The sequence below is a fragment of the Plantactinospora sp. WMMB782 genome (assembly GCF_049179135.1).
Lineage (GTDB): Bacteria > Actinomycetota > Actinomycetes > Mycobacteriales > Micromonosporaceae > Plantactinospora.
Genome location: NZ_JBMHMC010000007.1, coordinates 2,020,685 through 2,034,207 on the forward strand (window position 1 = coordinate 2,020,685; position 13,523 = coordinate 2,034,207).

At 72.4% G+C, this 13,523-nt stretch carries 11 protein-coding genes; 4 read left to right on the plus strand and 7 right to left on the minus strand.

What is annotated here, in order from left to right; all coding sequences use genetic code 11:
- The first annotated feature begins 257 nt into the window (after window positions 1-257).
- Window positions 258-1,478, plus strand: a complete 1,221-nt coding sequence (locus ACN28A_RS11300) for an amino acid deaminase/aldolase (RefSeq protein WP_421394810.1) — start codon at window positions 258-260, stop codon at window positions 1,476-1,478.
- A 47-nt stretch (window positions 1,479-1,525) separates the two neighbouring features.
- Here ACN28A_RS11300 and ACN28A_RS11305 read toward each other — a convergent pair whose 3' ends face one another.
- Entirely contained in the window at window positions 1,526-2,173 is a 648-nt protein-coding gene (locus ACN28A_RS11305; RefSeq protein ID WP_421394812.1) for a TetR/AcrR family transcriptional regulator, read from the minus strand.
- A 195-nt stretch (window positions 2,174-2,368) separates the two neighbouring features.
- Here ACN28A_RS11305 and ACN28A_RS11310 point away from each other — a divergent pair, with 195 nt between their 5' ends.
- Together ACN28A_RS11310 and ACN28A_RS11315 are read left to right on the plus strand one after the other, a co-directional pair.
- A complete protein-coding gene (locus ACN28A_RS11310) occupies window positions 2,369-3,691 on the plus strand; it encodes a D-arabinono-1,4-lactone oxidase (RefSeq protein ID WP_421394814.1) in 1,323 nt (440 codons plus the stop codon).
- A gap of 67 nt (window positions 3,692-3,758) precedes the next feature.
- Window positions 3,759-4,685, plus strand: a complete 927-nt coding sequence (locus tag ACN28A_RS11315; protein WP_421394816.1) for a GNAT family N-acetyltransferase — start codon at window positions 3,759-3,761, stop codon at window positions 4,683-4,685.
- 161 nt (window positions 4,686-4,846) lie between these two features.
- On the opposite strand, the gene topA is transcribed toward ACN28A_RS11315, so the two are convergent.
- From topA to ACN28A_RS11330, 3 genes are all read right to left on the minus strand, one after another.
- Entirely contained in the window at window positions 4,847-7,759 is a 2,913-nt protein-coding gene (gene topA / locus ACN28A_RS11320) for a type I DNA topoisomerase (protein WP_421404302.1), read from the minus strand.
- 372 nt (window positions 7,760-8,131) lie between these two features.
- Entirely contained in the window at window positions 8,132-8,845 is a 714-nt protein-coding gene (locus ACN28A_RS11325) for a hypothetical protein (RefSeq protein ID WP_421404304.1), read from the minus strand.
- A gap of 185 nt (window positions 8,846-9,030) precedes the next feature.
- The gene (locus ACN28A_RS11330) at window positions 9,031-9,573 is read right to left on the minus strand and encodes a hypothetical protein (protein ID WP_421394818.1); all 543 of its coding nucleotides are present in this window, start codon (window positions 9,571-9,573) and stop codon (window positions 9,031-9,033) included.
- A 91-nt stretch (window positions 9,574-9,664) separates the two neighbouring features.
- Here ACN28A_RS11330 and ACN28A_RS11335 point away from each other — a divergent pair, with 91 nt between their 5' ends.
- Window positions 9,665-9,928: a hypothetical protein gene (locus tag ACN28A_RS11335; RefSeq protein WP_421394820.1), complete on the plus strand. Its 264-nt coding sequence runs from the start codon at window positions 9,665-9,667 to the stop codon at window positions 9,926-9,928.
- On the opposite strand, the gene ACN28A_RS11340 is transcribed toward ACN28A_RS11335, so the two are convergent.
- The 3 genes from ACN28A_RS11340 to ACN28A_RS11350 all read right to left on the minus strand — a co-directional run bounded on the left by ACN28A_RS11340 (window position 9,918) and on the right by ACN28A_RS11350 (window position 13,482).
- Window positions 9,918-12,302 carry a sodium-translocating pyrophosphatase gene (locus ACN28A_RS11340; protein ID WP_421394822.1) on the minus strand — a complete coding sequence of 795 codons (2,385 nt, stop codon included), beginning with the start codon at window positions 12,300-12,302 and terminating at the stop codon, window positions 9,918-9,920. The genes ACN28A_RS11335 and ACN28A_RS11340 overlap by 11 nt on opposite strands.
- Window positions 12,303-12,647: 345 nt before the next feature.
- On the minus strand, window positions 12,648-13,085 hold the full coding sequence (locus ACN28A_RS11345; protein WP_278064730.1) for an ATP-binding protein: 438 nt from the start codon (window positions 13,083-13,085) through the stop codon (window positions 12,648-12,650).
- Window positions 13,086-13,122: 37 nt separating this feature from the next.
- Window positions 13,123-13,482: an STAS domain-containing protein gene (locus ACN28A_RS11350; protein WP_278064731.1), complete on the minus strand. Its 360-nt coding sequence runs from the start codon at window positions 13,480-13,482 to the stop codon at window positions 13,123-13,125.
- Window positions 13,483-13,523 lie beyond the last annotated feature (41 nt).

Genomic DNA, 13,523 nt, shown 5'->3' on the forward strand with positions numbered 1-13,523 from the left:
CGGAGGAGGGCGTGCCAGCCCCGGACGGCGGCGGCGGTGCCGCGCGCTCCGCGCTGCTGTCGTTGTCGTCGATGGCCGTACCCCTCCACGCCCCGGCCCATGGCTGGGCTCCCCCGGTCACACACTCTAATCGCGGTACGGAACCGTCCCGACCCCGACATTCCCCGGAACCCGAGCCTAGGGGTCGGCCGGTCCGACGCCACGCCGGGATACGCGAGACAGTTTCGCATTATCGTCCCGGGCGTTAGCGTGCTCGAATGGCCACCGAACGCGACCTGCTGCGCAACCGCCTCGACGAGGCGACCGCACACCTCGAACCACCCTTCGCCGTGGTCGACCTCGACGCGTTCGGCGCCAACGCCCGGGCCATGGTCGACCGCTCCGGCGGCCGCCCGCTGCGGATCGCCAGCAAGTCGCTGCGCTGCCGCGCCCTGCTCCGCCGCGCCCTGGCCGGGCCCGGCTGGCACGGCGCGCTGGCGTACACCCTGGCCGAGGCGATCTGGCTGGTCCGGTCCGGAGTGACCGACGACGTGCTGGTCGGCTATCCCAGCGCCGACCGGCAGGCCCTGGCGCAGCTCGCCGCCGATCCGGAACTGGCCGGCCGGATCTGCCTGATGGTGGACAGTCCCGCCCAGCTCGACCTGGTCGACGCGGTCGCCGCGCCGGACTCCCGCGCCGAGCTCCGGACCTGCCTCGAACTGGACGCCTCCTGGCGCCCGCTGGCCGACTCGCTCGGCGGCCGGCTGCACATCGGCGTCCGCCGCTCACCGGTACGCTCGGCCGCCGAGGCCGGCGCGCTGGCCGCCGCGATCGGGCAACGGCCGGGCTTCCGGCTGGTCGGACTGATGGCGTACGAGGCGCAGATCGCCGGGCTCGGTGACGCACCGCCCCGGCAGGCGGTACGGGCCGCCACGATCCGGCTGCTGCAACGGCGGTCGTACCGGGAACTCCTGCACCGGCGCGCGGCGGCGGTCGCGGCGGTACGCGAACACGCCGACCTGGAGTTCGTCAACGGCGGCGGTACCGGCAGCATCGCGCTGACCGCGGCGGACCCGGCGGTAACCGAGATCACCGCCGGGTCGGGCCTCTACGGGCCGACACTCTTCGACGCATACCGGAGCTGGCGGCCCCGGCCGGCGGCGTTCTTCGCCCTGCCGGTGGTCCGCCGTCCCGCCCCCGGGGTGGTGACCCTGCTCGGCGGCGGCTGGGTGGCGTCCGGGCCGGCCGACCCGACCCGGCTGCCCACCCCGTGGCTGCCGCCGGGTCTGCGGTTGACCGGCACCGAGGGCGCCGGGGAGGTGCAGACCCCGGTGACCGGCAGCCCCGCCGAGTCGCTGCGGGTCGGCGACCGGGTCTGGTTCCGGCACGCCAAGGCCGGCGAGCTGGCCGAACATGTCGGAGAACTGCACCTGTTGGAGTCGGATCGGGTGGTGGACACCGTCCCGACCTACCGCGGCGAGGGACGGGCCTTCCTCTGACCTCTGCCCCGGGCTGCCGGCTGACCGGCCGAGGAGGGCTGCCGGCGCTAGCCGGCCGAGGAGGAGGCGGCGTCGACGTGCCGGTGCAGGTACTCGCGGATCAGCGCGGTCGCCTCGACCAGTACCTTCTCGTCGCCCTCCGGATCACGCCGGAACGCCAGCTTGATCAGCGCGTCGGCCGCCTCGACGGCGATCTCCAGCGCGAAGCGCAGCCGGGGCGCGTCGGTGGTGCCGAACTGCTCGACGAGCACCCGGGCCAACTGCTCGGCGATCACGCCGTTGTTGTCCCGGTCCTCGTCGAGCAGGTGCACGTCGACGACGTCGCCGAAGTGCAGGGTGCGGAAGCCCGGCACCCTCCGGTGCATGGTGATGTACTCGTCGATCGCGGCGTCGACGCCGTCCCACCAGTGGGTCAGGTCGCCCCGGGAGAAGCGGTCGCTGAGCCGCTCCAGGTACGCCTCCATGTTGCGCAGGGTCAGCGCCTGCACGATCGCTCGCTTGTCCGGGAAGAACTGGTACACCGACCCGATGGCCACTCCGGCACGCTCGGCGAGCAGGGTGGTGGTCAGCCCCTCGTAGCCGACCTCGTCGACTATCTCGGCACAGGCGTCGAGCATGCGCTGGACCCGGGCGACGCTGCGGCCCTGCACCGGTACGCGGCGCAGTGGACCGGATGTGGCGGTTGACGTGGACACTCGTCGCCACTCCCTTTCGACGGGGTGAAGGTTACTAGGCGTCACGGTTTCGAAACGCTATCCGGACTAACGAGCCGAGCGGATATCGGTATTTACTCGGCGTGACGATCCTGATTTACTCGCCCTGGCACACCTTGACGCGAGTCTAATTCGTGTTTTCGGATCGGTGACCTGGTCAGAGCCAGGGGAGGTCAGATGAGCGGGCGTACCGCGCCACCCGGAGTCACCTCCTCGTGGTCCAACTGGGCCGGCAATCAGCATGCCATCGGCGACGCGCTGCGACCGTCGACCGTGGACGAGGTCGTCGCCACGGTCCGGGCGGTCCGGGCCGCCGGCCGGCGGGTCAAGCCGGTCGGCAGCGGCCACTCGTTCACCGCGATCGCCCGGGCCGAGGACCAGCGGGTCGATCTCACCGCGCTGGCCGGACCCGTCCGGGTCGATCCCGGGCGTCGGCTGATCACGGTACCCGGCGGGATCACCCTGCACGCGCTCAACGAGGCGCTCGCCGCGCACGGCCTGGCCCTGGCCAACCTCGGCGACATCGACGCGCAGACCATCGCCGGGGCGATCTCCACCGGCACCCACGGCACCGGCGCCGGCTTCGGCTGCCTCTCCACATTCGTCGCCGGACTGACCCTGGTGACCGGCACCGGCGAGCTGCTGGAGTGCTCCGCCGAGCAGCACCCGGACGTCTTCGCGGCGGCCCGGGTCGGGCTCGGTGCCCTCGGCGTGATCGTCGAGGTCACCCTGAACTGCGTCGACGCCTTCGTGCTGCGCGCCGACGAACGCCCCGCCCCGCTCGCCGAGGTACTCGCCGGGCTCCCCGAGCTGGTCGCCGGGAACGACCACTTCGAGTTCTACTGGTTCCCGTACACCGACCGGGTGCAGGTGAAGGTGAACAACCGGGTACCCGTCGACGACCAGCCGTTGCGCCGGTTCCGCAGCTGGCTGGACGACGACTTCCTGGCCAACAGCGTCTTCGCCGGAGCCTGCCGGCTCGGCCGGGCCGCCCCGGCACTGGTGCCGACCATCTCCGCCGTCTCCGCCCGGGCGCTCACCGCACGCCGCTACACCGCCCGCTCCGACCGGGTCTTCTGCACCCCGCGCCGGGTCCGGTTCGAGGAGATGGAGTACGCGCTGCCCCGGGCCGCCCTGCCCGAGGCGCTGGCCGGGCTGCGCCGGGTGATCGACGAGCTGCCGTTCCGGGTGCTCTTCCCGGTCGAGGTCCGGTTCACCGCCCCGGACGACATCTGGCTCTCGCACGGCCACGGGCGCGAGTCGGCGTACGTGGCGATCCACCAGTACGCCGGGATGCCGGCCGAGCCGTACTTCCGGGCCTTCGAGCAGGTCGCCGCCGGGCTGGGCGGCCGGCCGCACTGGGGCAAGCTGCACTACCGGGACGCCGGGTCGCTGCGGCCGGCGTACCCCCGGTTCGACGACTTCCTGGCGGTACGCGACCGGCTCGACCCGGACCGGATCTTCGCGAACTCCTACACCGAGCAGGTGCTCGGCGCCTGAGGCCCACCGGGGCCCGGCCGGCGGAATTCGGTCGAGCCGGCCGCTGGGTATGCCGTATACAGGCCCGGTGACCAGCAGCAGCCTGCCCCGGATGCGGCCGTACACCGACGGCGACCTGCCCCGGCTCGCGGAGACCTTCGCCGGCTGGATCGCCGAGGCCGGCAGATGCGGGTACGACCACGTCGGCGAGGTGCCGCACCGGATCTACGAGAACCTGCGCGGGAAGCCGATCGGGGAACTGGTCCAGCTCTGGGAGACCGGGGGCGAGATCGTCGGGCTGGCGGTCAACCTGCGGTTCGGTGCCGCCTTCGACGTCTTCTGCGCACCCGCGCTGCGCGGCGGCGGGGCCGAGCTGGCGATGCTGCGCACGGCGTACCAGACCACCGCCCGGACGATGACCGCCGACCGGACCGCCGAGCCGTACGTGCTGACCGACGTCTTCGACTGCGACAGCACCCGGATCCAGTTGCTCACCGGGCTCGGTTTCACCCGGTTCCGCACCTGGGACGACGTGACCGTCCGGGACCTCACCGACCCGGTCGGCGTCCCGGCCCCGCCGGAGGGCTTCGTACTGCGTACCGCCCGGCCGGGCGACGCCGACCAGCTCGCGGCGGCCCGCAACTCGGCCTTCGAGGCGGACTGGACCGGGCAGCTCTACCGGTCGGCGGTGATGACCCGACCCGGCTACGCCGCCGAGTGGGAGTTCGTCGCCGAGGCGCCGGACGGCCGGATCGCCGCCTTCGCCGTCTGCTGGCTGGACGGGCGCAACCGGGTCGGGCACTTCGAGCCGGTCGGCACGCACCGGGACTTCCACCGCCGCGGACTGGCCCGGGCGGTGATGCTGGCCGCGATGCACCGGATGCGGGCGGCCGGGATGACCACGGTGACGGTCAACTACAACGCCGACAACCTGCCGGCCGCCAGGCTCTACGCCTCGCTCGGCTTCCGCCGCGAACACCGGACGTACGGCTTCCGCCGCCCCCGCCCCACCTGACCCGACTGCCGCTCAGGTCGGGCCAAGATTCTTGTTGCCTGGTGGTCTCCGGTGAACCACAGTTCAACAAGAATCTTGGCGACCCACCGCACCCGGCGGGGGCGGTGCGGTGAGGGCGGCCCCGCCGGGCCGGTCGCACTGCCGGAGGTGGGGGGTGGCCGTTACTCGGTTGGGTCGGCGGTGGTGGCTGCCGCCGCCCTGCTCGGGGCGGCCTTCTTCGCCGGAGCCTTCTTCGCGGCCGTCGCCTTCGTCGCAGTCGCCTTCTTGGCGGCGGTCTTCTTGGCGGTCGTCTTCTTCGCGGTCGTCTTCTTCGCCGCCGCCGTCTTCTTCGCCGCCGAGCCGTCGCCGGTCGCCTTGGCCGCCGTCTTCTTGGCTGTCGTCTTCTTCGCCGCCCGCTTGCGCGGTGCCGGACCCTTGGCCCGCTTCTCGGCCAGCATCTCCGACGCCTCCTCCAGGGTCAGCGCCTCCGGAGTCTGGCCGCGCCGCAGCGACGCGTTGGTCTCGCCGTCGGTGACGTACGGCCCGAACCGGCCGTCCTTGATCACCAGCGGCTTCTCGGTCAGCGGATCGGCACCCATCTCCCGCAGCGGCGGGGCCGCCGCCCGGCGCTGCCGGGTCTTCGGCGCCGCCAGCAGGGCCAGCGCCTCGTCCAGGGTGACGGTGAAGAGCTGCTCCTCCGACTCCAGCGAGCGGAACTCGTCACCGCGCTTGACGTACGGGCCGTAGCGGCCGTTCGCGGCCAGCACCTCGGCACCGTCCGGCCCGACCCCGACCACCCGGGGCAGGGTGAGCAGGCGCAGCGCCTCCGACATGGTCAGCGAATCCGGGGACTGGGTGCGCAGCAGCGACGCCTTGCGCTCGCCGCTCGAAACGTACGGCCCGAACCGGCCGGACTTGAGCACGATCGGCTCGCCGGTCTCCGGGTGCTCGCCGAGCTTGCGCTCGCCGCCACCGCCGAGGAACAGCTCGTGCACCTTCTCCGGGGTCAGCTCGTCCGGCGCCACGCCCTCCGGGATCGGCGCCCGGTCGCCGGCCGGCGTGGTGTCCTCGGGCGGGCCGCCGTCGCCGGTGTCCCGGGCCGCGGGGGCGGCCGACTCCGCGCCGGGCAGGCTGCGTTGCAGGTACGGCCCGTAGCGGCCGACCCGGACGACGACGTCGCGCCCCTCGTCGTCCCGGAACAGCGGGATCGAGTTGACACTGCGCGCGTCGATCTCGCTCAGGTTCTCGGTGACCATCTTCTTCAGCCCGCCGGACCGGGCCACCGACTGGTCCCCGCCCATCTCGCTGCCGAAGTAGAACGAGGTCAGGAAGTCCACCGCCGCGTGGTCACCACCGGCGATCTCGTCCAGCTCGTTCTCCATCGCGGCGGTGAAGTTGTAGTCGACGAGCCGGGGGTAGTGCCGCTCCAGCAGGCCGACCACGGCGAAGGCCAGGAAGGACGGGATCAGCGCCTGGCCGCGCTTGAAGACGTACCCCCGGTCCTGGATCGTCGCCATGATCGAGGCGTAGGTGGAGGGCCGGCCGATGCCCAGCTCCTCGAGCGACTTCACCAGCGACGCCTCGGTGTACCGGGACGGCGGCTGGGTGTGGTGGCCGGTCGGGGCGAGTTCCTCGGCGGTCAGCGGCTGGTCCCGGACCAGGTTCGGCAACCGCCGCTCGGCGTCCTCGGCCTCGGCGTTCTCGTCGTCGGACGACTCCACGTACGCCCGCAGGAAGCCCGGCTCGGTGATGGTCTTGCCGGTGGCGCCGAAGTCGGCCTCCTCGCCGGCGCTGGAGACCGCCCGGATCCGCACCGAGACGCTGGAGCCGACCGCGTCGGTCATCTGGGAGGCGATGGTCCGCCGCCAGATCAGCTCGTAGAGCCGGAACTCCTCGGCAGAGAGTTCGTTGGCCAGCTCACCCGGGGTGCGGAAGTTGTCCCCGGCGGGGCGGATCGCCTCGTGCGCCTCCTGGGCGTTCTTCACCTTGCCGGTGTAGCGGCGCGGCTCCGGCGGCACGTTCCGCTCACCGTACAGCTCGGCGATCTGCCGGCGGGCGGCCGCGATGGCCGTCTCCGACAGGTTCACCGAGTCGGTACGCATGTAGGTGATGTAGCCGTTCTCGTAGAGCCGCTGGGCGGTGCGCATCGTCTGCTGCGAGGAGAAGCGCAGCTTCCGGGCCGCCTCCTGCTGGAGCGTCGAAGTGATGAACGGCGCGTACGGGCGGCGCCGGTAGGGCTTCTCGTCGACCCGGGTCACCGTGAACGGGCGCCCGTCGAGGCGGGCGGCCAGGCCACGGGCACCCGCCTCGTCGAGGTGGGTCACCCCGGCACCCGGCTTCACCTGGCCGGTGGTCGGCTCGAAGTCCTTGCCGGTGGCGATCCGGTCGCCGTCCAGCGCGACAAGGGTGGCGGAGAAGCTGCGCGGCCCGTCGGCGGCACCCTGCACGCCGAGGGTGGCCAGGATGTCCCAGTACTCCGCGCTGCGGAACGCCATCCGCTGCCGCTCGCGTTCGACGACGATCCGGGTGGCGACCGACTGGACCCGGCCGGCGGAGAGTCCGGAGCGGACCTTGCGCCACAGCACCGGGGAGACCTCGTAGCCGTAGAGCCGGTCCAGGATCCGCCGGGCCTCCTGGGCGTCGACCAGGTCGCGGTCGATCTCGCGCGGGTTCGCCACCGCCGCCTGGATGGCCTGCCGGGTGATCTCGTGGAAGACCATCCGCTTGACCGGCACCTTGGGCTTGAGCGTCTCGACCAGGTGCCAGGCGATGGCCTCGCCCTCGCGGTCCTCGTCGGTGGCGAGGAGGACCTCGTCGACCTCCTTGGCCAGCCGGGTCAGCTTGGTGATCTGCTGCTTGCGGTCCGGGGAGACGACGTAGAGGGCGGCGAACCCGTTGTCGACGTCGACGCCGAGCCGGGCCCACGGCTCGCCCTTGTATTTCGCGGGCACGTCGTCGGCGTTGCGCGGCAGGTCACGGACGTGGCCAAGGCTGGCCTCGACGACGTACCCCGGGCCGAGATAGCCCGAGATCGTCTTGGCCTTCGCCGGTGACTCGACGATGACCAGACGGGTGCTCCTGGCGTTGCTCGGCACGGCTCTCCTGACCTCACTCACGATCTTTCCCCCTGCGGACCGCCCTGTCCGCGCTCGCCGCCGGGGCCTCACCGGCCGCCCGGTGGCCAGACGTCCAACGTAACGCGCGCCCCGACCGCGCAGTTGCGCGGCCCGAGAAGAGCACCGCTACGCTGCGGTGACACCGGGTGCAACAACGCGGGACGGGCGGTCATGCCGGACGGCGACACGGTACACCCACCGCCTATCCGTGCGGGACCAACCGGACGGATCACGCCCGGCTCAGGGGCGCGTTAACCGGATCAATCGAACAAATCTGACTTCCGGCTGTCCGGGATACGACAGCGGTCGATCCCTGGCGGGCCACCACCGGCGGTCACCGACGCAGGGTACTCAGGACCCGCCGGGCCACCGGCTCGGCGGCGCGGTCGGCGGCCGGTCACCGACCAGTTCCGCCAGCCGGGCGAGCCGGCGCCGGCCGGTGATCCGGTACGCCGGACCGCCCGCCCCGGCGTCCAGCAGCACCGCCGGCAGGCCGATCGCGGCCAGCGCCGCGCCGACCGGCTCCCAGCACGCCTCGTCGGCGGCACCGAGCCGGAGGACGAAGCCGAGCGGCTCGGGGGTACCGGCCGCCGCCGCCCAGAGCCGCAGCCGGGGACCGGTCAGGAAGAAGTTGGCCGGCGGGCGCTTGGCGGTGCCACGCAACCAGCTCGCCGCCAGCGGGGCGAGCAGGGTGCTGTAGGAGGTCTGCACCCCGTGCTGCTCCGCCACCCGGCCGAGCCAGCTCGCGGTCAGCCCCCGCCGGGCCAGCTCGGCGACGAGCACGTGCACCCGCCAGGCGGCGTCCACCACGATCGTGACCCGGGCGGTGCCACCCATCCGGACCAGCTCGCCGGGCCCGGCCAGCAGCCCGGCAAGGTCACCGACGGACGGATCGGCCGCCTCCACCCCGAACAGCGAGAGCTGCCGTACCGGCGGCCCGGCCGGAGTTGGCGGCTCCGCCTCCGCCGCCGGTCGCGGCGCCGGAACCGGCTCGGGCGGCGCGGGAACCGGCTCGGCCGGCGCCGGGGCAGGCTCGGCCGGCGCGGGGGCCGGCGCGGGAGCCAGCTCGGGCGGCGCGGGGGCAGGCTCGGCCGGCGCGGGAGCCAGCTCGGCCGGCGCGGGAGCCAGCTCGGCCGGCGCGAGGGCAGACTCCGGAACCGGGTCGGGAACCGGGTCGGGCGGGTCGGGCGGGTCGGAGAGTGGGCCGGCCGGGTCGGGCGACTCGGCCGGTACGGGCGGGACGGGCGGGGTCAGCGACACTCCGGAACCTCGTCGAAGGCCCGCTTCAACTCCACCGAATCCAGCTCGCTGGTGTCGAGCGAACTGGCGTCGTACTCCTTGTTCAGGTTGTCGACCGCGATCTTGACGCCGTCGTAGAACTCGCCGGCCTGCTCGGTGCCGAGTGCCTCGATCGTCGCGCCGGCCCGGCCGTAGGCGTCCCGGACGGCGGTCAGCGAGGTGACGAAGCCCCTGGAGACCGCCTCACCCTTCTCGGCATCCGGCACGCCGGCCGCCTCGACCTTCCGCCGGGCGGTCTCGCTGGCCTGTTCGGCACCCCGGAGCAGTCGGACCAGGTTCTCCTTGGCCTGCGCCGGGCTTGTCTGCGCGGTCATCTGCTGCTGGGTGCTCCGGGTCAGCGTCCCGATCTCGGCCCGCCAGGGGGCCAGTGCCGCGCAGACCGCGGCGGCCCAGGCCTGCGGGGTGGGTCCTCCGGCGCAGCCCCCGAGGAGCAGGGCGATCGTGCACAGGGCCGCCGTGAATTTTCCGGCGGATGCCGTGCGGGGGGTACGCATGCGTTGCAGCGTACGGGTTGGAGCCGGCTTCGCGAGGGGGGTAATCGGCCGAGCCGCCCCGGACCCGAGGTCCGAACCTCCGCGCCGCCCGGTGCCGCCGCCCCGGTCCCGACGCCGAACGGCGGAGTCGCCCGACGGGTTCGTGGTCGCCCCGCTGCGGCAGCCGGCCGCCGGGCTGCCGGAGAACGGGCTGCCGGAGAACGGGCTGCCGGAGAACGGGCTGCCGGAGAACGGGCTGCCGGAGAACGGGCTGCCGGAGAACGGGCTGCCGGAGAACGGGCTGCCGGAGAACGGGTCCGGGCCCGTCGCGTGCGCGACGGGCCCGGACCGGACAGGCACCCTGGTCAGGCGTTGACGGTCTGCGGCTGCTGGTCGGAGCTGCCGCTGCCGGCGCCGCCGGTGTCCGAGTCGGAGTCCGACATGGCCACCGGCTTGCGCTTGCTGAACAGCACCGCCACCACGATGATCAGCGCCGCGACGACCGCGACCCCGATCCGCAGCGCGGTGTTCTTGTCCTCACCGACGCTCCAGGCCACCACGGCCGGAGCGATCAGCAGCGAGACCAGGTTCATCACCTTGATCAGCGGGTTGATCGCCGGTCCGGCGGTGTCCTTGAACGGGTCACCGACGGTGTCGCCGATCACGGTCGCCGCGTGCGCGTCCGAGCCCTTGCCGCCGAACGCGCCGTCCTCGACCAACTTCTTGCTGTTGTCCCAGGCGCCACCCGAGTTGGCCAGGAAGACCGCCATCAGGGTGCCGGCCCCGATGGCGCCGGCCAGGTACGCGGCCAGCGCACCCGGGCCGAGCCCGAAACCGACAGCGATCGGCGCCAGGATGGCGAGCAGCCCCGGGGTCATCAGCTCGCGCTGGGCGTCCCTGGTGCAGATGTCGACCACCTTGCCGTACTCCGGCCGCTGGCTGTAGTCCATGATCCCGGGCAGATCCTTGAACTGCCGGCGTACCTCCATCACCACGGCACCGGCCGAGCGGGAGACCGCGTTGATGGCCAGGCCGGAGAAGAGGAAGACCACCGCGGCACCGACGATCAGACCCACCAGGTTGCGCGGGTTGGCCACGTTGAGCAGCCCGTCGATCGACAGGTCGGAACCCGCGTCCCGGAGGGCCACGGCCAGCGTGTCCGTATACGACCCGAAGAGCGCGGTGGCGGCGAGTACCGCCGTGGCGATCGCGATGCCCTTGGTGATCGCCTTGGTGGTGTTGCCGACCGCGTCCAGTTCGGTGAGGGTACGCGCGCCGTCCTCGTCGATGTCGCCGGACATCTCGGCGATGCCCTGCGCGTTGTCGGAGATCGGACCGAAGGTGTCCATCGCGACGATCACGCCGACCGTGGTGAGCAGGCCGGTACCGGCCAGCGCCACCGCGAAGAGCGAGAGCGTGAGCGAGCCGCCACCGAGCAGGAACGCCCCGAAGACCCCGGCGCCGATCAGCAGCGCCGAGTAGACCGCCGACTCCAGGCCGACGCTGATCCCGGCCAGTACCACAGTGGCCGGGCCGGTCAGTGACGACTTGCCGATGTCCTGCACCGGGCGCCGGTTGGTCTCGGTGAAGTAGCCGGTCAGCGCCTGGATGGCGGCGGCCAGCACGATGCCGATCACCACGGCGCCGATGGCGAGGATCCGCGGATCGATCGGGTCGGAGGCGTCCTCGGCGAGGCCGAGCCTGGTCCGCCAGTCGGCACCGAGCAACTCGGACCAGGTGGCGGGCAGGTAGACGAAGGACATCACCGCGACCAGGATCGCCGAGACCACCGCGGAGGCGTAGAACGCCCGGTTGATCGCGGTGAGCCCGGACCGGTCGCCGGCCCGCAGCCGGGTGATGAAGACGCCGAGGATGGCGATCAGCACACCGATCGTGGAGACGATCAGCGGGAAGACCAGCCCCTGCTCGCCGAAGGCGGCCCGGCCGAGGATCAGCGCGGCGACCAGGGTCACCGCGTACGACTCGAAGAGGTCGGCGGCCATGCCGGCACAGTCACCGACGTTGTCGCCCACGTTGTCGGCGATTGTCGCCGCGTTGCGCGGGTCGTCCTCGGGGATGCCCTGCTCGACCTTGCCGACCAGGTCGGCGCCGACGTCGGCGGCCTTGGTGAAGATGCCGCCGCCGACCCGCATGAACATCGCGAGCAGCGCGGCACCGAAGCCGAAGCCCTCCAGCACGGTCGGCGCGTCGCCCTTGTAGATCAGGACGACCGCCGCCGCCCCGACCAGGCCGAGACCAACGGTGAGGAAGCCGACGACGCCACCGGTGCGGAACGCGATCTGCATCGCCGCTTCCCGGCCGCCCTGGTGCTCGCGGGCGGCGGCCGCGACCCGCAGGTTGGCCCGGGTGGCCAGGGCCATGCCGGCGCCGCCGATGAACGCGCTGAACAGGGCACCGACCACGAAGAAGCCCGATCGGCCGATCTTCACCAGCGTCTCGTTGCCGTCGGTGTCGTGCACCGGCAGCAGGAAGAGCAGGATCACCGCGACCACGACGAATATGCCGAGGGTGCGGAACTGCCGGAGCAGGTAGGCCGAGGCCCCCTCCTGGACGGCCCCCGCGATCTCCTGCATCTTCTCGGTGCCCTTGCCGGTCGACAGCACGGCCTTGGTCAGCGCAGCGGCGAAGCCGAGCGCGACCAGGGCGATGACTGCCGCGACGACGACGTACGAGAGGTTCTCGCCGCCGAGGGACAGCCCGCCACTGTCAGCGGCCCAATAGTGGGACATCTATGTCCTCCTGTACCGAACACTCGCGCCGGGCTGGCGGACGAACCGGCCCGACGTCTCCACGCGTGGAGCGACAATTTCGCAAGCGTTCCGCCGGCCGGCGATCCCCGCGACCGGCGTTGCTCCCCCACCCACAGGAGCGGGACCAGCACACTTGCTGATAACCCCGGGTACTCTAGCGGTCCGTCGTGTTGGAGGTCACAACCAGGACCCGCCCGGTCACGATGATCTTCGTCGCTGTGTTAGCCCGGCGGCTGGTGTAATGGGCGCCCCGGCCATGCTTGGGATGGGGCGACCCGGCCACGGGCGCCTGCCTGCGCTGGGCGGCCCGACCACGCAGTGGTGCTACCGCCCGAGCGGCCAGGCCATCCGCACCTCGGTGCCGATCCCCTCTTCCACGGGACGCACCTGAAGATCCTCGACAAAGCCCGCGAGCAGGGCGAACCCGACACCCACCGTCAGTGCCTCGTCGGTGAGGGACTCGTCGGCCAGCTCGTCCGGCGGCAGCGCGGCCAGCCCCAGTCCGGCCTCGATCGGCGCCCGGTCGATCACCCGCACCGTGTACGCGGGACTGTCGGACATCTCGACGAGGACCAGATCGCCGAGCCCGTACTGCCGGTGCAGGGCGACCGCGCGGGCACACGCCTCGCCGATCGCCAGCCGTACCTCGTCGAGCAGTTCCTCGGCCACGCCGGCCCGCCGGGCCACGGCGACGCCGACCAGCCGGGCGGTGCGCACGTGCACCGGAGCGGGCGTGAAGGAGAGTCTGACCTGCGACATCACGCGTCGACCGTCGAGATCGGGCCTGGGCACGTCGACATCAGGCATCGGCACCGGAGGAGTCGGCCGGCGCGGTGGCGGCGTCCAGCGTCGGGTAGATCGGGAAGACCTGGTCCAGCGCGGTGATCCGGAAGATCTTGAGCAGCGGCTCCTTGTCGCAGATCAGTCCGAAGGTCCCGCCGACCGGACGCAGCCGCTTCAGTGCCCCCACGAGTACGCCGAGTCCGGTCGAGTCGAGGAAGTCCACCCGACCCAGGTCGACGACGATCGCCCGGGCCCCACCGTCGATCAACTCGACCAGCCGCTCGCGCAGTCTCGGTGCGGTGTAGACGTCGACCTCGCCGCCGACCTCCAACACCGTGTACTCACCGATGGTGCGGGTCGTCAGCGACAGATCCATCAGTCCTCCTCTGACCGGCCAGGAACGCTCCTGGGCATCTA